This window comes from Streptomyces pinistramenti, from assembly GCF_020564935.1.
Classification (GTDB): Bacteria; Actinomycetota; Actinomycetes; order Streptomycetales; family Streptomycetaceae; genus Streptomyces; species Streptomyces pinistramenti.
The window spans coordinates 1-22,041 of sequence record NZ_JAJCXB010000085.1 but is presented as its reverse complement, the minus strand read 5'-3'; the positions used below and the strand labels follow the sequence as shown (position 1 = coordinate 22,041).

The following is a 22,041-nucleotide window of genomic DNA, read 5'->3' as shown; positions in this document are numbered from 1 at the left end:
GGCTCCGACCCCACCCCCGCCTCCGACACCCGCAACCGTGAGCGTCCCGGCGGTCTCGACGGGCCGACGGACGCGCACCAGCAGCAGGTGGAGAACTCGATCCCCCGGGACGAGAACGGAAATCCGCAGCGGCACCCGGATCCGGACGACGGCCACTGGGTCGACAGCATCAACGACCCCGGCCCCGACGCCCCCGGCCGCAGCAACAACTGTGTCGACGCCGCCCTGGCCGCGACCGACACCTTCGCCGGCCACCCCACCGCCGCGGCCCACCGCACCCCCGACACCCACCTCGACGGCACGCCGTCCGACCGCGGCGAGAACAACGGCCGCGACCGCATCGAGAACACCCTCGGCGCCCGCTTCCACGACTACGGCAACGGCCGCGACGCCTTCAACCGCCTGGAAAACGCCCTCCGCAACTCCGGCCACGGCTCCCAGGCCGTGATCATCACCCAGGACAGCAACGGCCGCGCGCACGCCTGGAACGTCGTCAACCACCACGGCAAGATCACCTACGTCGACGCCCAGACGGGCCAATGCAGCAACAAGCCCCTCCACAACGGCGACAACGGCGTCCACGCCATCCCCCTCGACGCCAACCGGCGGCCCGTCGGCAACGTCGCAGCCCGCCCTGCCCAGGACCCGCACCCGGACCAGCGGCCGGGCCGACGGCCGGCAGCCGAGCCGGGGCATGGCAACCAGCGTTCCCCGGAAGGCTCGACGCCCTACGGCGAACGCCAACCCTCCCGGACCGACAGTGACCCCTCCACCGAGTCGCACCGTCACTACGAGATGGATCCGGAAACATCACAAGATGCCGTACGTGGCAGCCACGATGTCAACCAGGTGAATCTGGATCCGATTCACCAAAATCTTCAGAACTGGCTGAGGGACGGCCAACTCAACGCCTTGCTCGACTCGGCAACAACACGAAACGTACATAACGAGGGATTCACCCACGACGAACTCTCACGCGCGCTCCCCGGTTTTGATGCCATGGAACCCGGCGAACGGGGAGCAGTGGTCGCTTCACTGGCCCGCCTGAGTCTTTCCTTCCACCGCGATAACGCTGTTGGCCACAACCCGCTCAGCCTGCAACAGGCATACGCCGATATGAACAGAGTCCCACCGAACCAGCAGGATGTGTCGCGTGGTGTGCATTACCACGAGCGGGCCGATGTCTTCGGCAGGAAGGGAAACCCCGCCCGTCAAGCGTTCGATCACGCACGGGATCACTACGGAACCGACGACCAAGGCGTCTCTCTTGCTCAACGGGTGCGAAGAACCCACGCCATGGGCGATCATCGGCCCGATTTCACGGCGCGAAATTATGCCGTTCTTGAAGTGCATGACCCGGGCACCAACGAGACACGCTACGTGGTGGACAGTTCCATCCCTCAACAAACCCCTGACGAGGTCCACTCGGAGCCTCACCTCGGGAACCATCTCGACCTCGTGAACGAACACCGGAAGAGCCAGAACCTACCCCCCTTCCAACCGATAAATCTTTACACGGAGCGCGAACCGTGCGGCAACATTTCCGGTAGCCCGAAGGCGGACTGCTCCTCGTACATCCACAACTCGGAAACCTTGCACGGCGTTAGCGTGAATTACTCCGTAGGATTCCGCCGAGGAGAGCTTTCCGACGCGGCAACGGACAGCAAGAGGGACATTCAAAAGATGTTCAGCGAGGACTTCCAGAATCACCTCAACAGACTCATGGACATATGGATGGAGTCCCATATCCTGCGCGACCGCGGCTACTGACCAGGGGCTGTAGGCTGCCCTCGCAGTATTGACTCCTTCATTCAGAGGTGACTTCACCCGTGTATATCGACTGCCAGGGCCACACGGCTGAAAGCGTACGCTCGCTGGCACACAGTCTGGTGGCGGCAGGCAGAGAGGGTTCGGCCGAGCCGGTCGCCCTCCTCACGTTCGGTAATGTCTCGTGGTCGGGTGTCACGATCACCTCGGCCGAGCCGGAGCGTGTGGCACGGGTGGGTTCCCGGATCGCTCGGGAATGGGGAATTGCTGTAGAGATCGAGAACACCCCGTCCGTTCCCAACCCTCAGGCCCTCCAGGCGCTTACGGGGGTGGGATTCGAATCACCACTGGTGCGGCACATAGTCGCCTCCGCAGCATGGCTCGAACTTCCCGATGCTCCGATCAGCGTCTGGCTTTCAGCAGCAAGGTCACTGGGCGGAGTGGTCACGCTCCAGGATCTGCGGGAAACCGTCGCCAACAACCCCGATGTGTTGCGGACCAAGGAAATCCAGGGATCCACATACATGTCCTTCACCAACCGGGATGTTCATCGAACGGCGCGTGCAGAGTTCCCCCTGTCCGCGACGGAGCAGCGCACACTGACGCTCAGTCTCATCGACGAATGGTTGCGATCCTCCACACGCGAGGAGGCGCATTATTGGTCACAGGCGGCCCCTGTGCACGCGGCACTGTCGGACGTGCTGACGCATTACCTGGAAGTGTCCAGGTTCCTGGCGAACGTCGAGGCATACGCCCTGTGCCAGGGGCTGCATTTCGCCTACCCCGACGGGGTTCCCGCGGAAAGTATGGCGGCGGACATTCACTATCTCGAAGAGCAGGGTCTTCGCGACTCAACTCACGGCGAGTGGGTGGCCTTTCTGCACCATGCTGCCCTGTGCCGCGGCAAGCTGACTTTCGCCGAAGATCTGCGCCGAGCGGCCGGCACCCTGCCGTGGACGACGCAGTGGGCACGCTGGCGGCTTCCCGGCACCTGCAAGCCCGGCCGCCCACGCGAGGTCGAGGAGATCCGCGCCGCGTCGGCGGGGAACGGACCGACGGTCGAGCAGTGGAACGAGCAGGAATTCGCTGACACCGAGACGTACGAGCGCATCTCCTGGGATGCGCGGACCGGTGACCTGCTGGCCGGGCCCGAGTTCGTGGAGACCGATATGCCCGGCAGGCTCCCGGGCACCCCCTTCTCCGACGTCTCCTACGCCGAGCAGTACGCGGCGGAATGGCGGCCGGTACTGGACTCCGTCGACCTGCCGCCCCGCATGCCGGAAACGGTGCGTCAGGCGGTGCGGGTCAGCGCCGCGGACCCGCATGCCGAACTCTGGGCCTTCTCAGGAACCGGCGGCCTGTTCGTCGCAGCCGTGAACCGGGCGGCGACGAACGAACTGCCCACCATCCCTTGGGCCGACCAGGCGCCCTCCAACTCCCTCACCAAGAGCGGCACATGGGAATGCCCGTGGCCGGTGGAACGCGCCGTGAATCCGGCGGCGGAGTGGCTGGAATCGGGTGAGGTATTCGGGCCGGGCGCCCTGCGGCCCCTATCCGACCCCAACACCTCGCATCACCTTCAGCACGAGCCGACGCTGCGCTTCCTGCGGGAATTCGGCTGGCCCGTCTCACGGGGAATCTGCGGACTGTACTCCCCGGACCTCTCGGGCCCTGACGCGGCGCTGCTCCCCGTTGACGGCACCACCTTGCTGACCGGGCTGGGGCAGCACGGAAGCCACCACCTGCTCCTCGACGGAAAAACCGGCCAGGTGTTCCTCTCCGCCGACGCCGGTACCGGGGACAACGCCCAGCTCATGGGCTCCAGCCCGGGGCAGGCGCTCTTCACCATGCTCCTCCACCACACGGCCCTTTGCGCCGGAATCACCGTCTCCGACGAGATCTACGATCTGGCCGACAGCCTCAAGGAATGGCTCAGGCAGTCGGACCCGGCTGCTGCCGAATCGAGCATGTGGGGAGGAGAGTTCGAGAACCTCCCCGAGGCGGTGACCGACTACGACATGGTCCTGGCGGAGATCCGGGAGTCGGATGCAGAGCATGGAGGAGGATGAGACCGTGACCGGCTCCACCGGATGGAACAGGGAAAGCACTGACGGTCACGGAGCCGCGAAAGCATGGGAATCCTGGATCTCTGATTCAGGGTCCAGAGGGATCATCCGATACCTCGACGGCCCTTCCACGTCTGGGAAGAGCAGACTGCTGAATCGGCTGCGGGACACTCACGAAGAAGCAGTGTTCGTGGATGCCTCAGGGCTCACGAGTCACCAAATCGTGGAGGAATTGGCCAGAGTTCTCCTCCTCGAAACGCTGCCCACCGCCTTCCCTGACGGCTTTCCACCGGGCAGTCACGCGGCCTCGCTGCACTACTTCGACGAGCGGGGGATCGCTCCGTCCTCCCCCGCCGAATGGGTCGCGTGGCTGCATCACACCGCGGTCAACTGGGGAGACACCACCGCGGCGGACACGCCGGCCTCGGCTTTCGCGCCGCTTCCCCGGCGCACGGTGTGGTTCCACCGGAAGCCGGCAGGCAGCTTCGATCCTCCCGAGTTCTGGACCGGGCGGATCGAAGCCCAGTGCCCCGCCGAGCGTGCCGGATACGTCATCAGCACCGGCGAGGACGGCGTGGAACGGACCTGGGAAGCGGCCACCTGCCGCCCGGCCGACCCGCAGGAAACCGCCGGTGCCCCGCAGGCCGGGGCACCGGAAACGCCCGCCGCCTGGGAGGTCGAGCACGACCAAAGGTTCTGTATGCGCTCCTCGCCTCCCGGCCGCACGGCCACGTCGTCCCGCGCGCGTGCGACGAGGAGCGGTGCCGGCCCGCAGCAAAGCGGTGGGAGGCGCTTTCGGGGCGGCCGCCGTGCGCCGGATCGCCGAAGCCGATCTGCCGAGCGGCCTGACGGATCCGGACAGCCGGGCCTTGTCTCTCGACGGTGGGATCCCCCGCAGTCGAGGGCTTCTACTCCCTCTCCACCGTGAACGTCGCACAGGACGGGCTCGCCCTCGTCACCGAACCCGTGCCGCAGTCCCCGAAAAGCCCGGTCCCCGAGGGCCCGCTCCATCGGCTCGGATCGGCGGCATCCTGTGCCTGGACGGCAGCACCGGCCGGGTGTTCCGGCTGACCACTCCGGAGGCCATCGACGCCGACGAACCCAGCGTGACCCCGGCCGGCGACAACCTGGCCGAACCGACGCGTGGCCGAGGGCAGTTGACCCCGAGGCCGCGGCGGCACGCGCGTGCCAGCACGTCCTCGATGCGGACAATTCCTCCACCCGGTGACGGCCCGGGCCGCGGCGGCGGGCACTCCGTCCGCCGCCGCGGCCACCACACCCCTTACCCCCGCGTTACCCCCGCGCCCCCGCGATCTGCCGAGCCATGATCGTCGTCAGTTCGTACGCCGTGTGCGAGGCGGCCACCGACGTGATCTCCGCATGGTCGTAGGCGGGAGCGACCTCGACCAGGTCGGCGGAGACCAGGTGGCAGGAGGACAGGCCGCGCAGGATCTCCAGGAGTTCGCGGCTGGTGAGGCCGCCGGCTTCGGGCGTGCCGGTGCCGGGGGCGTGGGCCGGGTCCAGGACGTCGATGTCGATGGAGATGTAGAGGGGGCGGTCGCCGATGCGCTGGCGGAGCTGGTCGGCGACCTCGTCGACGCCGCGGCGCATGACGTCGGCGGAGGTGACGATGCCGAAGCCCAGCTTCTCGTCGTCGTCGAGGTCCTTCTTGCCGTAGAGCGGGCCGCGGGTGCCGACGTGGGAGAGCGCGGAGGTGTCGAGGATGCCTTCCTCGACGGCGCGGCGGAACGGGGTGCCGTGGGTGTACTCGGCGCCGAAGTACGTGTCCCAGGTGTCCAGGTGGGCGTCGAAGTGGAGCAGGGCGACCGGGCCGTGCTTCTTGGCGACGGAGCGGAGGAGGGGGAGGGCGATGGTGTGGTCGCCGCCGAGGGTCATCATGCGGGCGCCGGTGGCCAGCAGGTCGTCGGCCGCCGCCTCGATCGTCTCGACGGCCTCGTTGATGTGGAACGGGTTCGCGGCGACGTCACCGGCGTCCGCGACCTGGGCGAGGGCGAACGGGGACGCGTCCTGGGCCGGGTTGTAGGGGCGCAGCAGGCGCGATGCCTCGCGGATGGCGTTGCCGCCGAAGCGGGCGCCGGGGCGGTAGGAAACGCCGGTGTCGAAGGGGACGCCGACCACCGCGACGTCGGCCCGGCCGCCGACCTCGTCGAGGCGGGGCAGGCGGGCGAAGGTCGCGGGCCCGGCGTAGCGCGGGATACGGGAGGAGTCGACGGGGCCCACAGGTTCGCCGGCTGCGGGGGAGGCGCTGGATGCGGTGGTCATGGGGCTGAGGGTAGGGACGCGCCGAGGTGCGGGACATGGACGTTTGCGTGAGGCCGGGACGTGACGTTCGACGAAACGGCCAGCGCCGGGTGGTGTGCGTCCGCTCTGCGGTGTTCCGGCGCCCCGGCCAGGCCGTACGGGCACAATGGCGCTATGCCGATAGCCACTGCTGACACGCCCACGCGCGCCGAACTCGTCGACCATCTCGTGCGGACCCGGATCGCCGGTGACGTGGCGACCCCCCGGGAGAACAACCTCTCCCACTACCGCAAGCTCGCCAACGGCGACCGCCACTACTGGTTCGGTCTGGAGCTGGGCGACCGGTGGACGGACGAGCAGGACGTGCTGGCCGTGATGGCCGAGCGCTGCGGCGTGATCGACGATCCGCACCACCGCACCGGCCAGGACACCATCGACCCCGAGCTGACGGTGGACGCACTGGACCGTGCGGCGGCGGTGCTGCACAAGGCGGCGGCCGACCGGCAGCGGGTGCTGTTCGCGACCGGCCATCCGGGCGGGCTGCTGGACGTGCACCGGGCCACGGCCGAGGCGCTGCGGGCGCAGGGCTGCGAGATCGTCGTGATTCCGGACGGGCTGCAGGCGGACGACGGGATGGTGTTCCAGTTCGGTGAGGTGGCGATGCTGGAGCGCGGGGCGACGCTGTGGCACACCCACTCGCCGGAGCCGATGGCGGCGGTGCTCGACGGTCTTGAGCGGGAGGGCAGGCCGCTGCCCGATCTGGTGATGGCCGACCACGGCTGGGCGGGCTGTGCGGGCCAGCGCGGCATCGAGGCGGTGGGCTTCGCCGACTGCAACGACCCGGCGCTGTTCCTCGCCGAGTCCGAGGGCACGGTGCGGGTGACGATCCCGCTGGACGATCACGTCCTGAGCCCGCGCCACTACGACCCGCTGACCGCGTATCTGCTGACGGCGGCCGGCCTGCGCTGAGGGCGTCGGCCCGCGCGGGCGCCGGGCGGGCGCGTCCCGGGCGCCCGCTCAGTCCCGCGGTACGCGGATCACGCCCTCCTGGATCACCGAGACGGCCAGCTGCCCGTCGGCCGTGAAGATGCGGCCCTTGCCGAGGCCGCGGCCGCCCTGGGCGGTGGGGGATTCCTGGTCGTAGAGCAGCCAGTCGTCGGCGCACAGCGGGCGGTGGAACCACATCGCGTGGTCGAGGCTGGCGCCGACCACGTCGCCCACCGCCCAGCCGCCGCGGCCGTGCGCCAGCAGCACCGAATCCAGCAGGGTCATGTCGGAAACGTAGGTGACCAGGCAGATGTCCAGCAGGGGGCGGGCCGGTCCCGCGCCGTCCGCCGCGCCCGCCGTCGCCCCGTCCAGCGACCCGTTGGTGCGGAACCACACCTGGGAGCGGGGTTCGCGGACCTCGCCGACGGTGCCGTACGGGGGCGCGTCGACGTAGCGCAGGTCGACGGCGGCACGGGAGTCCAGCAGCCGCTGGGTGACGCCGGGGTCGACGAAGCGGTCCGCGTAGCGGGGCAGCATCTCGGCGGCGGTGGGCAGCGTCAGCGGGTCGGGGGCCTTCGGCATCGGCTCCTGGTGTTCCAGTCCCTCTTCGTGGATCTGGAACGAGGCCGAGAGGTGGAAGATCGGCTGCCCGTGCTGGACGGCGACGACCCTGCGGGTGGTGAAGGAGCGGCCGTCACGGATCCGGTCGACGGTGTAGACGATCGGCGCTCCGGGGTCGCCGGGCCGCAGGAAGTAGGCGTGCAGGGAGTGCGGCGGCCGATCGGCCGGGACCGTACGGCCGGCCGCGACCAGCGCCTGGGCGGCGACCTGGCCGCCGAAGACGCGGGGGACGACGGAGGCCCGGCTGATGCCGCGGAAGATGTCCTGCTCGATCCGCTCCAGGTCGAGCAGATCGAGCAGGGACCTCAGGGCGTCGTTCACGTACGGGGCGCTTTCGTCCGGGGGCTGCGGCGGTTCACAGTCCCATCGACTTGGCGACGATGGAGCGCATGACCTCGCTGGTGCCGCCGTAGATCCGGCTGACGCGGGTGTCGGCGTAGAGGCGGGAGATCGGGTACTCCTGCATGTAGCCGTAACCGCCGTGCAGCTGGAGGCACTTGTCGATGACGACGGCGGCGCGCTCGGTGGTGAAGAGCTTGGCGGACGCGGCGTCCGCCGCGGTCAGTTCGCCGGCGTCGAGGGCGTCGAGGGCGCGGTCGACGACGGCCTGCATGGCGTCGACCTCGGTCTGACAGTCCGCGAGGACGAACTTGGTGTTCTGGAAGGAGGCGACGGACCTGCCGAAGACCTCGCGCTGCTGGACGTACTCCGTGGCGAACCGCACGGCGGCCGCGGACTGGGCGTAGGCGCCGACGGCTATGCCGAGCCGCTCCTGCGGGAGGTTCTGACCGAGGTAGGAGAACGCCTTGCCCTCCTCGCCGAGGCGGTCGGTGACCGGCACCTTGACGTCGGTGAAGGAGAGTTCGGCGGTGTCGGAGGTCTTCAGGCCGAGCTTGTCGAGCTTGCGGCCGACGGCGTAGCCCTCGGACGTGGTGTCGACGACGAGGAGGGTGATGCCGGCGCGGCGGTCCTCCGCCGAGAGGGGAGAGGTGCGGGCGCAGACGATGACGCGGTCGGCGAGTACGCCGCCGGTGATGAAGGTCTTGGCGCCGTTGAGTACGTAGTGCGTGCCGTCGTCGGAGAGCTTGGCGGTGGTCTTCATGCCGGCCAGGTCGGATCCGGTGCCCGGTTCGGTCATGGCGATGGCGGTCATCATGTCGCCGGAGACGAACGGCGGCAGCCAGCGCTGCTTCTGCTCCTCGGTGGCGTAGGCGAGGAGGTAGGGCAGGCAGAGCCCGGTGTGCACGCTGGAGCCGCCGAAGCTGACGCCGGCGCGGGCGCATTCCTCGGTGATGACGGCGTTGAACTTGAAGCTGGTCTCGCCGGCGCCGCCGTACTCCTCGGGGACCTCGATGCCGAAGACGCCCAGCTCGCCGAGCTCGCGGTAGAAGTCGCGCGGGGCCTGTCCGGCCGCGATCCACTCGTCGTAGACGGGGACGACCTCGGCCTCGATGAAGGCGCGGATGGTCGCGCGGAACGCCTCGTGGTCCTCGTTGAACACTGTGCGACGCACGGCCGCCTCCTCCGGATCGCTGGCTAAGCGCTTGCTCAGCGAAAGCTACCGGCCGGTCCGTACGCCTGTCCAGGGGCGGCCCCGCACCACCGTCGGGCAGCCGCTCAGACCCCCGCCGCCGGCTCCCCCGCCATCGCGCCGAACGCGCCCACCGCGAGCCGGTGCAGCAGCTGCGACATGTCCGTACGGCCCGGGAGGGCGCCGGGGCGGCCGAGGTGCGGGGTGGAGTTGAGCAGGCCGAAGACGGCGTGCACGGCGGCGCGGGCCTCCGCTTCGGACGGCACGGGATGGACCTGGCGGACGACCGCCACCCACAGCTCGACGTACTCGCGCTGGAGCCGCCGCACCCGCTTGCGGTCCGCCTCGCGCAGCCGGTCCAGCTCCCGGTCGTGGACGGTGATCAGCGGGCGGTCGTCCAGGGCGAAGTCGATGTGCCCGTCGATCAGCGCGTCCAGCACCGCTTCGGGGCTCTCGCCGCCTTCGGCGACCCGCTTCCGGCCGCCGTCCAGCAGCCGCTCACTGATCCCGACGAGGAGTTCGGCGAGCATCGCGTCCTTGCCGGCGAAGTGGCGGTAGAGGCCGGGGCCCGAGATCCCCACGGCCGCCCCTATCTCGTCCACGCCGACACCGTGGAAGCCGCGCTCGGCGAAGAGCCGGGCGGCCTCCTTGAGGATCTGTTCGCGGCGGGTGGTCGGGGCGGGGGCGTGCGCATTGCTCATGGCAGCAATTGTAGACAGCCGGGTTAGTGCTCGTTAACCTGAAGGGAGTGACGTTAACGCCCATTAACCGCGGGCCAGGACTTCCCCGGAAATCCGGGCCGCGGCGACCGAGCAAGGGGGCTCGTACTGATGGAGCAGGCACCGGTGCTGGGGAGTGCCGCCGACCCGGCGTCCGACTCCTGGCGGGCCAACGAGGCCGCGCACCGCGAGCTGGCCGGGCGGCTGCGCGAGAAGCTCGCGGCGGCCCGGCTGGGCGGCGGCGAGAAGGCCAGGGCCCGGCACACCGCACGCGGCAAGCTGCTGCCCCGGGACCGGGTGGACGCCCTGCTGGATCCCGGCTCCCCGTTCCTGGAGCTGGCGCCGCTGGCCGCCGACGGCATGTACGGCGGGGCCGCGCCGGCCGCCGGGGTGATCGCCGGCATCGGCCGGGTCTCCGGCCGCGAGACGGTGATCGTCGCGAACGACGCCACGGTCAAGGGCGGCACGTACTACCCGATGACGGTCAAGAAGCACCTGCGGGCCCAGGAGATCGCCCTGGAGAACCGCCTGCCGTGCCTGTATCTGGTGGACTCCGGCGGCGCCTTCCTGCCGATGCAGGACGAGGTCTTCCCCGACCGCGAGCACTTCGGGCGGATCTTCTACAACCAGGCACGGATGTCCGGCGCCGGCATCCCGCAGATCGCCGCGGTACTCGGCTCCTGCACGGCCGGCGGCGCGTACGTCCCGGCGATGAGCGACGAGGCCGTCATCGTCCGCGACCAGGGCACGATCTTCCTGGGCGGGCCGCCGCTGGTGAAGGCCGCGACCGGCGAGGTCGTCACCGCGGAGGAGCTGGGCGGCGGCGAGGTGCACGCCAGGACGTCAGGCGTCACCGACCACCTCGCCGAGGACGACGCGCACGCGCTGCGCATCGTGCGCACCATCGTCTCGACGCTCGGCGACCGCGCCCCGCTCCCCTGGTCCGTGCGCCCCGTCGAGGAGCCGAAGGCCGACCCGGCCGGGCTCTACGGCGCGGTGCCCGCCGACTCCCGTACGCCCTACGACGTCCGGGAGGTCATCGCCAGGATCGTCGACGGCTCGCGGTTCGCCGAGTTCAAGGCGGAGTACGGCCAGACGCTGGTGACCGGCTTCGCGCACCTGCACGGCCACCCGGTCGGCATCGTCGCCAACAACGGCATCCTGTTCTCCGAATCCGCCCAGAAGGGCGCCCACTTCATCGAGCTGTGCGACCAGCGCGGCATCCCGCTGCTCTTCCTCCAGAACATCTCCGGCTTCATGGTCGGCCGGCAGTACGAGGCGGGCGGCATCGCCAAGCACGGCGCGAAGATGGTGACCGCGGTCGCCTGCACCCGCGTCCCCAAGCTGACCGTCGTCATCGGCGGCTCGTACGGCGCGGGCAACTACTCGATGTGCGGCCGTGCCTACTCCCCCCGCTTCCTGTGGATGTGGCCGAACGCCAAGATCTCGGTGATGGGCGGCGAGCAGGCCGCGTCCGTCCTCGCGACCGTCAAGCGCGACCAGTTGGAGGCGCGCGGCGAGGAGTGGAGCGCCGAGGACGAGGACGCCTTCAAGGCGCCGGTGCGCGAGCAGTACGAGACCCAGGGCAACGCCTACTACGCCACCGCGCGCCTGTGGGACGACGGCGTCATCGACCCGCTGGAGACCCGGCGGGTGCTGGGCCTCGCGCTGACCGCCTGCGCCAACGCGCCGCTGCCCGCCAAGGACGCCGCCGCACCCGGCTACGGCGTCTTCCGGATGTGAGCGCGATGCCACAGGGGAGCGGGATGTCCGACACGAGAGGGACCGCCACAGCCATGCCCACCACCATGTTCGACACCGTCCTGGTCGCCAACCGCGGCGAGATCGCCGTCCGCGTCATCCGTACGCTGCGCGCCCTCGGCATCCGTTCGGTGGCGGTCTTCAGCGACGCGGACGCGGGCGCGCGACACGTACGGGAGGCCGACACGGCCGTACGGATCGGGCCCGCGGCGGCCGCCGAGAGCTATCTGTCGGCCGAGCGGCTGCTGGCCGCGGCGGCGCGCACCGGCGCGCAGGCGGTCCATCCCGGCTACGGCTTCCTCGCCGAGAACGCCGGCTTCGCCAAGGCGTGCGCGGATGCGGGTCTGGTGTTCATCGGCCCGACCGCCGAGGCCATCGACCTGATGGGCGACAAGATCCGGGCCAAGGAGACGGTGCGGGCGGCCGGGGTGCCGGTCGTGCCCGGCTCGTCGGGGAGCGGCCTGACCGACGCCGAACTGGCCGCCGCCGCCCGGGAGATCGGCACGCCGGTGCTGCTCAAGCCGTCCGCGGGCGGCGGCGGCAAGGGGATGCGGCTGGTCCGTGACGAGGTGCTGCTCGCCGAGGAGATCGCCGCCGCCCGCCGCGAGGCCCGCGGCTCGTTCGGTGACGACACGCTGCTCGTCGAGCGCTGGATCGACCGGCCGCGGCACATCGAGATCCAGGTGCTCGCGGACGGCCACGGCACCGTCCTGCATCTGGGCGAGCGCGAATGCTCCTTGCAGCGGCGCCACCAGAAGGTGATCGAGGAGGCGCCGTCGGTCCTGCTCGACGAGGCGACCCGGGCCGCGATGGGCGAGGCGGCCGTGCAGGCGGCACGCTCCTGCGGCTACCGCGGCGCCGGCACCGTCGAGTTCATCGTCCCGGGCAAGGACCCGGCGTCGTACTTCTTCATGGAGATGAACACCCGTCTCCAGGTCGAGCACCCGGTCACCGAGCTGACCGCGACCGTCGCCGGGCACCGCGGCATCGACCTCGTCGAGTGGCAGCTGCGGATCGCGGCCGGCGAGCATCTCCCGTACGCGCAGGAGGACATCACCCTCACCGGGCACGCCATCGAGGCCCGGATCTGCGCCGAGGACCCGGCCCGCGACTTCCTGCCCACCGGCGGCACCGTCCAGCTGCTGCACGAGGCGCAGGGCGACGGTGTGCGCACCGACTCCGGCCTCTCCCAGGGCGCCGAGGTCGGCAGCCGCTACGACCCGATGCTGTCCAAGGTCATCGCGTACGGCCCGGACCGCGCGGCGGCGCTGCGCACCCTGCGGGCGGCGCTGGCCTCGACCGTCACCCTCGGCGTGACCACCAACGCCGGGTTCCTGCGCCGCCTGCTGGCCCACCCGGACGTGGTCTCCGGCGATCTCGACACCGGGCTCGTCGAGCGGGAGGCGGCGGATCTGCTGCCGTCCGGGGTGCCGAACGAGGTGTACGCGGCGGCCGCGGCGGTGCGCCGGGCCGCGCTGGAGCCGGCGGCCGGAGCCGGCGCCTGGCGCGACCCGTTCGGCACGCCGGACGGCTTCCGGCTGGGCGGCGAGCCGGCCCCGGTACGGCACTGGCTGCGGGTGCCGGGCCAGGACCCGGTGGCCTGCGACGTGCGGCCCGACGAGGAAGCCGCGCAGGCCGGGCCCGGCCTGGTCCGGGTGACCGTGGACGGTGTGCTGCACACCTTCCACCGCGCGGGCGACTGGCTGGGCAGGGACGGCGACGCCTGGCACGTCCAGGACCACGACCCGGTGGCGGCGACGCTGGCCGGAGCCGCGGGCGGGCACGGCGTGGACGCGCTGACCGCCCCGATGCCCGGCACGGTCACCGTCGTCAAGGTGTCCGTCGGCGACGAAGTGACCGCGGGCCAGGGCCTGTTGGTGGTGGAGGCGATGAAGATGGAGCACGTCATCGCCGCGCCGCACGCCGGAACCGTCAGCGCGCTGGACGTCCTGCCCGGCGCCACCGTCGCCATGGACCAGGTCCTCGCCGTCGTCGACCCGCACGAGGAACCCGGCGGCCCGGCCCCCTCCCCCGACGGCGAGCAGGAGAACGCGTCATGACCGCACCAGGACTCCCCATGCAGATCCCCGCCGACGGACTGCCCGCGCACGTACGGATCCACGAGGTCGGCGCCCGGGACGGCCTGCAGAACGAGAAGGCCGTCGTCCCCACCGAGGTCAAGGCCGAGTTCATCCACCGCCTCGCCGACGCCGGGCTCCCGGTCGTCGAGGCGACCAGCTTCGTGCACCCCAAGTGGGTGCCCCAACTGGCCGACGCCGAGGCCCTGTTCCCGCTCCTCGGTGACCTCGACCCGCAGACGCTGCCGGTCCTGGTGCCCAACGACCGCGGCCTGGACCGCGCACTGGCGCTCGGCGCCCGCAGGATCGCCGTCTTCGGCAGCGCCACCGAGTCGTTCGCCAAGGCCAACCTCAACCGCACGGTCGACGAGGCGCTGACGATGTTCGCGCCGGTCGTCCAGCGGTCGAAGGACGCCGGTGCGCAGGTCCGCGGCTACCTGTCGATGTGCTTCGGCGACCCCTGGGAGGGCCCGGTGCCGCTCCCCCAGGTGGTGCGGGTCTGCCGCGCGCTGCTCGACATGGGCTGCGACGAGCTGAGCCTCGGCGACACCATCGGCGTCGCCACCCCGGGCCACGTCCAGGCCCTGCTGACCGCACTGAACGACGCGGGCGTGCCCACCGCCCGCATCGGGGTGCACTTCCACGACACCTACGGGCAGGCACTCGCCAACACCCTCGCCGCGCTCCGGCACGGCGTCACCACCGTCGACGCGTCTGCGGGCGGCCTCGGCGGCTGCCCGTACGCCAAGAGCGCCACCGGCAACCTCGCCACCGAAGACCTCGTGTGGATGCTGCACGGCCTCGGCATCGACACCGGCGTCGACCTCGGCCGTCTCACCGCCACCAGCGTGTGGATGGCCGAAGCCCTGGGCCGGCCGAGCCCGTCCCGCACCGTCCGCGCCCTCTCCCACAAGGAGTGACCCCCATGTCCCTGGACCACCGTCTCCCTTCCGAGCTGGAAGAGCTCCGGCGCACGGTCGAGGCGTTCGCGCACGACGTCGTCGCTCCCAAGATCGGCGAGTTCTACGAGCAGCACGCCTTCCCCTACGAGATCGTCCACGAGATGGGCCGGATGGGCCTGTTCGGCCTGCCGTTCTCCGAGGAGTACGGCGGGATGGGCGGCGACTACCTGGCGCTCGGCATCGCCCTGGAGGAGCTGGCCCGGGTCGACTCCTCGGTGGCGATCACCCTGGAGGCGGGTGTCTCGCTCGGCGCCATGCCGCTCTACCACTTCGGCACCGAGGAGCAGAAGCGCGCGTGGCTGCCCCGGATGTGCACGGGCGAGATCCTCGGCGCGTTCGGCCTGACCGAACCGGACGGCGGCTCGGACGCCGGCGGCACCCGCACCACCGCGGTACGGGACGGCGACGAATGGGTGATCAACGGCAGCAAGTGCTTCATCACCAACTCCGGTACGGACATCACAGGACTGGTCACGGTCACCGCGGTCACCGGCCGCAAGGACGACGGCCGCCCGCTGATCTCGGCCATCATCGTGCCGTCCGGCACCCCGGGATTCACGGTCGCCGCCCCGTACTCCAAGGTCGGCTGGAACGCCTCGGACACCCGCGAACTGTCCTTCTCCGACGTCCGCGTACCGGCGGCCAACCTCCTGGGCGACGAGGGCCGCGGCTACGCCCAGTTCCTGCGCATCCTCGACGAGGGCCGGATCGCCATCGCCGCACTGGCCACCGGCCTCGCGCAGGGCTGCGTCGACGAGTCCGTGAAGTACGCGCAGCAGCGGCACGCCTTCGGCAGGCCGATCGGCGCCAACCAGGCGATCCAGTTCAAGCTCGCCGACATGGAGATGCGGGCCCACACCTCCCGGCTCGCCTGGCGCGACGCCGCCTCCCGGCTGGTGCACGGCGAGCCGTTCAAGAAGGAGGCGGCGCTCGCCAAGCTCTACTCGTCCGAGAGCGCCGTCACCAACGCCCGCGAGGCCACCCAGATCCACGGCGGCTACGGCTTCATGAACGAGTACCCGGTGGCCCGGATGTGGCGCGACTCCAAGATCCTGGAGATCGGCGAGGGCACCAGCGAGGTCCAGCGGATGCTGATCGCCCGGGAGCTGGGCGTCACGGGCTGAGCTTCGCCGCCCGTGACACGGCAGCGGTACCGGGGCGGCGGGCCTGCCCGCCGCCCCGGACGGCGCTACACGGCGCCGGCTACCGCGCCGGCCACGGCACCTCGGGCGACCGGTAGTAGCCGATGCCCATGGCGTCCCAGCGCGGCCCCTGGGCGGCCAGCCTGCCCTTGTACCGGCCCCAGTCGTGGCCGGCCGCAGGTGACCAGCCCAGCTCGGCGATGCCGGGCAGCCGGGGGAACGCCATGTACTCGATCTGCGCGGACGTCGACAGGGTCTCCGACCAGATCGGCGCCTCCACCCCCAGGACCGAAGCCGCCGGCACACCGGGCAGATAGCTGCCCGGATCCCAGTCGTAGGAGCGTTCGACGCTGACGTAGCCGGCCCAGGCCAGGCCCAGCGGCGTGTTCTTGTCGTACTTCATGTCGAGGTAGGAGCGGTCGGCCGGGGAGAGGATCAGCCGGGTGCCGTTCTTGGCCGCTTCGGTGACCTGCTGCCGTTCGGCCGCGCCGGTCGCGTCGTAGCCCCAGTACTGCGCGACGGCGCCCTTGGCCGGGTGCGCGCCGGTCAGCTGGTGCCAGCCGATCGCCGTCTTGCCGTACTTGGCGACCACCGGCTGCACCTTGTCCATGATCGTCACGTAGTCCTCATGGCTGGTGGAGTGCGCCTCGTCGCCCCCGATGTGGAGATAGCGGCCCGGCGTCATCGCCGCCACCTCGCGGATGACGTCGTCGATGAAGTCGTACGTCTCCTTCTTCGGCACGCACAGCGAGCTGAAGCCGACGTCGGTGCCGGTGTAGAGCGGCGGCGCCTTGCCGTCACAGTTCAGCTCGGCGTAGGAGGACAGTGCCGCGTTGGTGTGGCCCGGCATGTCGATCTCCGGGACGACGGTCAGGTAACGGCTGGCGGCATACCGGATGATCTCGCGGTAGTCCTCCTTGGTGTAGTAGCCGCCGGGCCCGCCGCCGACCTGGGTGCTGCCGCCGTGGGACGTCAGCCGAGGCCGGGAGGCGATGGCGATCCGCCAGCCCTGGTCGTCGGAGAGGTGCAGGTGGAGCGTGTTGAACTTGTAGAGGGCGAGCTGGTCGATGTAGCGCTTGAGCTTGTCGACGCCGAAGAAGTGCCGGGAGACGTCGACCATCGCGGCGCGGTAGCCGTAGCGCGGCGAGTCGGCGATCGTGCCGCCCGCGACCTGCCAGGGCCCCGGCTGCGCGGTGTTCCGCTCGACGGCCGCGGGCAGCAGCTGACGCAGCGTCTGGACGCCGTGGAAGAGGCCCGCGGGCCGCGCGGCGCTGATGGTGACCGAGCGGCCGGCCGAGCGCAGCCGGTAGCCCTCGGCGCCGAGCCCCTTGGCGTCCCGGCCGCCGATTCTGAGGACGATGCCGTCCTTGCCGTCCTTGGTGGTCACGGGCAGCGCGAAGCCGGTGGCCGGGCGGAGCAGCCCGGCGAGGTATCCGGCGACCCGCTTCACTTCCGCCGATGCGCCCGGCACCCGGATCAGGGTGCGGTCGCTGACGGTGTACGCGCCCCCGCCGGGGCGCACCGAGGCGGGCGCGGGAACCACCTGGTCCAGGGGGATGGCGGCCTGTGCCGCGGCGGACCGGGGCGGTGCGGCGGCGGTTCCCATCCCCGCGGCCGCGACCAGCCGGAGGGAACAGAGGAGTCTGCGTCGTCTCATCGACGATCCCTTCGGCGAGCATCGTGCATGGCATGTCGTGCATGGCATGGAGCGACCGAACGGTGACCATGCGTACCGTGAGCCCGGGTCCGGGTCAAGGCGCAGACCATTTTCCGGCCGCGTGGACGCGATCCTGCCCGATATCGGGCAGGTTTCTTGCGAAACTCTCCGCCGCCCAGCAGTATCGACGCGTGCTCGATCGCCCCGACCGCGGTGCGGACCTCCGTCCGGCGCCCCACGACGACCTGGTGGACCACCTGGTGCGCAGCACACCGCTCCAGCGCGGTGAGGCCACCCGGGTGGTGCTGGACGTCCTCGCCTACTTCGACGAGACGACGGAAGGGTTCGTCCGCAGGCGCCATCGCGAGCTGCAGTCCCAGGGACTGCGCAACGACGCGATCTTCGAACGGATCCGGCTGGAGCTGCCGCACCGCGCCGTGAGCCCGCCCGATCTCTCGCCACGCCAGCTGCGCCGGCTGGTCTACGGCTGAGCGCGCGGTCCACGGCGGACCCCACGGGCCGCGCCGGGAGGCGGCCGAAGCAGGACCGGAAAACATCAGCATCACCGTCAGCATCACCACCCACGTCATCACCCGCGCAGGCACCACGCATCGGCAACACCCCGGCCAGGACGCCGGTTCGCCGCCGCGTCGCCTGCGCCCCACCCGTCAGCACGTCCATCTCGGAGGCTCACCCATGTGCGGGATCGTCGGATACATCGGCAAGCGCGACGTCGCTCCGCTGCTCCTCGAAGGGCTGCAGCGCCTGGAGTACCGCGGCTACGACTCGGCGGGCATCGCCCTGCACACCAAGGGCTCGGGCAAGACCGCCGGCGGCCTGAAGACCGCCAAGGCCAAGGGCCGGGTCCGTGAGCTGGAGGCCCGGCTGCCCAAGCGCTTCGCCGGCACCACCGGCATCGCCCACACCCGCTGGGCCACCCACGGCGCCCCCACGGACGAAAACGCGCACCCGCACCTCGACACCGAGGGCAAGGTCGCCGTCGTCCACAACGGCATCATCGACAACGCCTCCGAGCTGCGCACCCGGCTGACCGCGGACGGCGTGGACTTCGCCTCCGAGACCGACACCGAGGTGCTGTCCCACCTCATCGGCCGCTCCACCGCCGACACGCTGGAGGAGAAGGTCCGCGAGGCGCTGCGGCACGTCGAGGGCACCTACGGCATCGCCGTCCTGCACGCCGACTTCACCGACCGCATCGTCGTGGCCCGCAACGGCTCCCCGGTCGTGCTGGGCATCGGCGAGCACGAGATGTTCGTGTCGTCCGACGTCGCCGCACTGGTCTCGCACACCCGCCAGGTCGTCACCCTGGACGACGGCGAGATGGCCACCCTCAAGGCCGACGACTACCGCACGTACACCACCGAGGGCTCCCGCACCTCGGCCGCGCCGACCACCGTGGAGTGGGAGGCCGAGTCGTACGACATGGGCGGCCACGACACCTACATGCACAAGGAGATCGCCGAGCAGGCCGAAGCGGTGGACCGGGTGCTGCGCGGCCGGATCGACGACCGCTTCTCCACCGTCCACCTCGGCGGCCTGAACCTGGACGCCCGGGAGGCGCGCGGCGTTCGCCGGGTCAAGATCCTGGGCTGTGGCTCGGCGTACCACACCGGCCTGATCGGGGCGCAGCTGATCGAGGAGCTGGCCCGGATCCCGGCGGACGCCGAGCCGGCGTCGGAGTTCCGCTACCGCAACGCGGTGGTCGACCCCGACACCCTCTACATCGCGGTCTCCCAGTCCGGCGAGACCTACGACACCCTCGCCGCGGTGCAGGAGCTCAAGCGCAAGGGCGCCCGGGTGCTGGGCGTCGTCAACGTCGTCGGCAGCGCCATCGCGCGGGAGACCGACGGCGGGGTCTACGTCCACGCCGGGCCCGAGGTCTGCGTCGTCTCGACGAAGTGCTTCACCAACACCGCGGTGGCGTTCGCCCTGCTCGCGCTGCACCTCGGCCGGATCCGCGACCTCTCGGTCGCGGACGGCAAGCGGATCATCGCGGGGCTGCGCAAGCTGCCGCAGCAGATCGCCGACGTGCTGGCGGACGAGCCCGCCATCGAGAAGCTGGCGGTGGACTACGCGCAGGCCAGGAGCATGATGTTCGTCGGCCGGGTGCGCGGGTACCCGGTGGCGCTCGAAGCGTCGCTGAAGCTCAAGGAGGTCTCCTACATCCACGCGGAGGCGTACCCGGCGTCCGAGCTGAAGCACGGGCCGCTGGCGCTGATCGAGCCGGACGTGCCGTCGGTGGCGATCGTGCCGGACGACGACCTGCTGGAGAAGAACCGCGCGACGCTGGAGGAGATCAAGGCCCGCAGCGGCCGCATCCTGGCCGTCGCGCACCAGGAGCAGGAGAAGGCCGACCACACGATCGTCGTGCCGAAGAACGAGGTCGAGCTGGACCCGATCCTGATGGGCATCCCGCTCCAACTGTTCGCCCACCACACGGCGTTGGCGCTGGGCCGGGACATCGACAAGCCCCGCAACCTCGCCAAGTCCGTGACGGTGGAGTAGGGCGCGGCAGCCGGAGCCGGGAAAGGAGGCGGCGGCCTCGCGCGTGCCACCCGCGCGCGAGACCGCCGCCTCCCCTGTTGCCGGCGTCGCCCATACGCCGGCGGATGCCGCCGCACCCGGTAACCGTCATCTCCGGGCCGGCAGCACGCCATGGGGGGCTCGGTGCCGCCCGGAGCCCGTCCGGTCGGTCCGCTCACCCGACCGGTATCTACCCGTCACAACGGCACAATCCACCTCTGTACGGCAGTTGATCTACCGACTCCCCGCAATCCCCATGACTCCCCCTCAACCATGGACAGGCAGGGAAGATCCGGGCACGTACGGCGTGACGGCACGCCAGAAGACGAGGGGCCGCCACCGGCAGCTCATCAAGGGGTCATCAGGGAATCGTCAGGGCGCCGTCAGGGAATGACGATGACCGGACGCTGTGCGCGCCGGGCCAGGCGTCCGGCGACCGAGCCGAAGATCCGGCCGACGATGCCGCGCGTGGAGCCGACCACGATCGCGTCGGCCTCGTATTCCCTGCCGACCTCTTCCAGCTCGTGGCAGATGTCCCCGCCGCGCTCGACGAGGATCCAGGGCACATCGGACAGATGGTCGGCGCAGGCCAGCTCCAGGCCCAGCACTTCCGTACGGTGGTCGGGGACGTCCACGAAGACCGGAGGCTCACAGCCCGCCCAGACGGTCGTCGGCAGCCTGTTGGCCACATGGACGATGATCAGGCCGGAACCGAGGCGCCGGGCCATACCGATTGCATACGCCAACGCCCGTTCGCTCGACATCGATCCGTCGAAGCCGACCACGACGCCGTGCTGGAACGCGGGGTCGCAGGAGTGGCGTGTCTCTTCCGTCGCTTCGAGGTCGGCCGTCGGATCGGCCACCTGCTTGCGGTTCGCGGGTTCAGGAAATTCGTGACCGGCCATTGGTGTCTCGGCGAGGACGTCCTCTTGCGGAGGGGCGAACGGGGAACGGCGATTGACTTGATCCGGCAGTTGACCGAGCTGACGCGAGCGAAGAGCCGGCGGCTTAGTTCAATGAGGAACGATACGACCGGGAATCATCTTCCCAAGCCTTTACCCCAAGAGTACGGCGCCAGTGTCCCGCTGCCCAGGGCGTGCGGCGGCAGCGGAGCGCTCGCACCGGGCCGGCCGGCCCCTCGAACGTTCCCCGGAGCATGCCGGAGCGCGGCCCGGATGGCAATGCCCCGGCCTGCCCCCGTACGCCCCCCGGTCGATGACCGGCCACCGCCCGGCGACCCAGGCGTGGCCGCCCGCCGGGAAGGGTCCACGGGCACCCGGCCGGTCCCAACATCAACCGAACCGGTGACTCCGCACGACCACCGGCCTCCTTGTTCCGCTCTTGTTCCGCTCCGAACGGCACGCGGCCGACAGGGCGCTGAAGGTGCCCGCCGCACACGGGGACAGAAACGGACGGAAAGGGACAGGGGCGCATGGGGGCGGACGGTATTTCGACAGGCGTGCGCGGCGCGAATCTGACCCCGCCAACCCCCGCCCCGACCGTTTTCAGCCAACTTCCGGCCCGGATCCTCACCTTGGTCCGACCACCCTTCAACCCCGGCGTGAGCAGGGAGGAAAGGACCGCTCGGCATGGTTGTGCCCTACTGCGGGCGGGCAGAGCCGAGACGCGTACTTTCCCTGTAGGCCCGACGAGTGGAACCCTTCGTGATCGAATGCTTCGCGCCAAGTTGCCATATCGACATACCAGTGGGTGGTGAACTTGGCACGCCATCCTCACGGGACACAGTAGATTCGATCTTGGTAGTTACGGCGGGGGAACTGTGCAGTACCGAGAGGGCGAGACGACCGAGGGGGGCTTAAGAGGAGCTAACAGAAAGAGCTGGGGAGGCCATGTCTGGTACCTGGGTGGGTCGTTGGGCCGGGTATGGGGAAGGGCAATGGTCCGCCGTGGGTGGTGTCGGACGATCTTTGGGCACGTATTGAG

The 22,041-nt window shown here is 70.5% G+C and carries 16 protein-coding genes; 10 read left to right on the top strand and 6 right to left on the bottom strand.

All coding sequences use genetic code 11. The features are described from left to right. The 3 genes from LIU39_RS32550 to LIU39_RS35725 form a co-directional block, all read left to right on the top strand. The coding region (locus LIU39_RS32550) for a toxin glutamine deamidase domain-containing protein (protein ID WP_227050557.1) at positions 1-1,770 on the top strand (1,770 nt) is incomplete at its 5' end. A 59-nt stretch (positions 1,771-1,829) separates the two neighbouring features. After that, entirely contained in the window at positions 1,830-3,836 is a 2,007-nt protein-coding gene (locus tag LIU39_RS35390; RefSeq protein ID WP_227050556.1) for an SUKH-4 family immunity protein, read from the top strand. A gap of 191 nt (positions 3,837-4,027) precedes the next feature. Then, entirely contained in the window at positions 4,028-5,161 is a 1,134-nt protein-coding gene (locus tag LIU39_RS35725; RefSeq protein WP_372464128.1) for an SUKH-4 family immunity protein, read from the top strand. Here LIU39_RS35725 and speB read toward each other — a convergent pair. Beyond that, positions 5,127-6,116, bottom strand: coding sequence for an agmatinase (gene speB, locus LIU39_RS32540; RefSeq protein ID WP_227050555.1), 990 nt, complete (start codon positions 6,114-6,116; stop codon positions 5,127-5,129). The two genes, LIU39_RS35725 and speB, sit on opposite strands and share 35 nt — an antisense overlap. A gap of 153 nt (positions 6,117-6,269) precedes the next feature. On the opposite strand from speB, the gene LIU39_RS32535 reads away from it, so the two are divergent. Beyond that, positions 6,270-7,064 (top strand): phosphatase, encoded by a 795-nt coding sequence (locus tag LIU39_RS32535; RefSeq protein WP_227050554.1) that lies wholly within the window; start codon positions 6,270-6,272, stop codon positions 7,062-7,064. A 48-nt stretch (positions 7,065-7,112) separates the two neighbouring features. Here LIU39_RS32535 and LIU39_RS32530 read toward each other — a convergent pair whose 3' ends face one another. From LIU39_RS32530 to LIU39_RS32520, 3 genes are all read right to left on the bottom strand, one after another. Further along, entirely contained in the window at positions 7,113-8,024 is a 912-nt protein-coding gene (locus LIU39_RS32530) for an acyl-CoA thioesterase (RefSeq protein ID WP_227050553.1), read from the bottom strand. A 34-nt stretch (positions 8,025-8,058) separates the two neighbouring features. Further along, positions 8,059-9,216 (bottom strand): acyl-CoA dehydrogenase family protein, encoded by a 1,158-nt coding sequence (locus LIU39_RS32525; RefSeq protein WP_227050552.1) that lies wholly within the window; start codon positions 9,214-9,216, stop codon positions 8,059-8,061. Positions 9,217-9,320: 104 nt separating this feature from the next. Beyond that, on the bottom strand, positions 9,321-9,935 hold the full coding sequence (locus LIU39_RS32520) for an SACE_7040 family transcriptional regulator (protein WP_227050551.1): 615 nt from the start codon (positions 9,933-9,935) through the stop codon (positions 9,321-9,323). A 129-nt stretch (positions 9,936-10,064) separates the two neighbouring features. Between LIU39_RS32520 and LIU39_RS32515 the strand changes: the two genes are divergently transcribed. The 4 genes from LIU39_RS32515 to LIU39_RS32500 are packed head-to-tail and all read left to right on the top strand — an operon-like array spanning position 10,065 to position 15,878. After that, positions 10,065-11,696, top strand: a complete 1,632-nt coding sequence (locus tag LIU39_RS32515) for a carboxyl transferase domain-containing protein (protein WP_227050550.1) — start codon at positions 10,065-10,067, stop codon at positions 11,694-11,696. A gap of 53 nt (positions 11,697-11,749) precedes the next feature. Continuing rightward, positions 11,750-13,774 (top strand): ATP-binding protein, encoded by a 2,025-nt coding sequence (locus LIU39_RS32510; RefSeq protein WP_227050549.1) that lies wholly within the window; start codon positions 11,750-11,752, stop codon positions 13,772-13,774. Then, positions 13,771-14,712 carry a hydroxymethylglutaryl-CoA lyase gene (locus LIU39_RS32505; RefSeq protein WP_227050548.1) on the top strand — a complete coding sequence of 314 codons (942 nt, stop codon included), beginning with the start codon at positions 13,771-13,773 and terminating at the stop codon, positions 14,710-14,712. The genes LIU39_RS32510 and LIU39_RS32505 overlap by 4 nt, the downstream gene beginning before the upstream one ends. A gap of 5 nt (positions 14,713-14,717) precedes the next feature. Then, a complete protein-coding gene (locus LIU39_RS32500) occupies positions 14,718-15,878 on the top strand; it encodes an acyl-CoA dehydrogenase family protein (protein WP_227050547.1) in 1,161 nt (386 codons plus the stop codon). Between the two features lie 79 nt (positions 15,879-15,957). Here LIU39_RS32500 and LIU39_RS32495 read toward each other — a convergent pair whose 3' ends face one another. Continuing rightward, entirely contained in the window at positions 15,958-17,553 is a 1,596-nt protein-coding gene (locus tag LIU39_RS32495) for a beta-N-acetylhexosaminidase (protein WP_227050546.1), read from the bottom strand. 191 nt (positions 17,554-17,744) lie between these two features. Between LIU39_RS32495 and LIU39_RS32490 the strand changes: the two genes are divergently transcribed. Both LIU39_RS32490 and glmS read left to right on the top strand, forming a co-directional pair. After that, positions 17,745-18,044 carry a hypothetical protein gene (locus LIU39_RS32490; protein WP_227050545.1) on the top strand — a complete coding sequence of 100 codons (300 nt, stop codon included), beginning with the start codon at positions 17,745-17,747 and terminating at the stop codon, positions 18,042-18,044. Between the two features lie 205 nt (positions 18,045-18,249). Beyond that, complete coding sequence (glmS, locus tag LIU39_RS32485; protein WP_227050544.1) at positions 18,250-20,079, top strand: glutamine--fructose-6-phosphate transaminase (isomerizing); 1,830 nt, start codon at positions 18,250-18,252, stop codon at positions 20,077-20,079. 401 nt (positions 20,080-20,480) lie between these two features. Here the strand turns inward: glmS and LIU39_RS32480 are convergent, their stop codons facing one another. Next, positions 20,481-21,002 (bottom strand): universal stress protein, encoded by a 522-nt coding sequence (locus LIU39_RS32480; RefSeq protein ID WP_227050543.1) that lies wholly within the window; start codon positions 21,000-21,002, stop codon positions 20,481-20,483. Between the last annotated feature and the right edge of the window lie 1,039 nt (positions 21,003-22,041).

Bases quoted from the DNA above. Each gene is read 5' to 3' on its own strand.
- LIU39_RS35725 (WP_372464128.1), top strand. From the start codon at position 4,028: ATGCCTCAGGGCTCACGAGTCACCAAATCGTGGAGGAATTGGCCAGAG.
- speB (WP_227050555.1), bottom strand. From the start codon at position 6,116: ATGACCACCGCATCCAGCGCCTCCCCCGCAGCCGGCGAACCTGTGGGC.
- LIU39_RS32535 (WP_227050554.1), top strand. From the start codon at position 6,270: ATGCCGATAGCCACTGCTGACACGCCCACGCGCGCCGAACTCGTCGAC.
- LIU39_RS32520 (WP_227050551.1), bottom strand. From the start codon at position 9,935: ATGAGCAATGCGCACGCCCCCGCCCCGACCACCCGCCGCGAACAGATC.
- LIU39_RS32515 (WP_227050550.1), top strand. From the start codon at position 10,065: ATGGAGCAGGCACCGGTGCTGGGGAGTGCCGCCGACCCGGCGTCCGAC.
- LIU39_RS32510 (WP_227050549.1), top strand. From the start codon at position 11,750: ATGCCCACCACCATGTTCGACACCGTCCTGGTCGCCAACCGCGGCGAG.
- LIU39_RS32505 (WP_227050548.1), top strand. From the start codon at position 13,771: ATGACCGCACCAGGACTCCCCATGCAGATCCCCGCCGACGGACTGCCC.
- LIU39_RS32500 (WP_227050547.1), top strand. From the start codon at position 14,718: ATGTCCCTGGACCACCGTCTCCCTTCCGAGCTGGAAGAGCTCCGGCGC.
- LIU39_RS32495 (WP_227050546.1), bottom strand. From the start codon at position 17,553: ATGAGACGACGCAGACTCCTCTGTTCCCTCCGGCTGGTCGCGGCCGCG.
- glmS (WP_227050544.1), top strand. From the start codon at position 18,250: ATGTGCGGGATCGTCGGATACATCGGCAAGCGCGACGTCGCTCCGCTG.
- LIU39_RS32480 (WP_227050543.1), bottom strand. From the start codon at position 21,002: ATGGCCGGTCACGAATTTCCTGAACCCGCGAACCGCAAGCAGGTGGCC.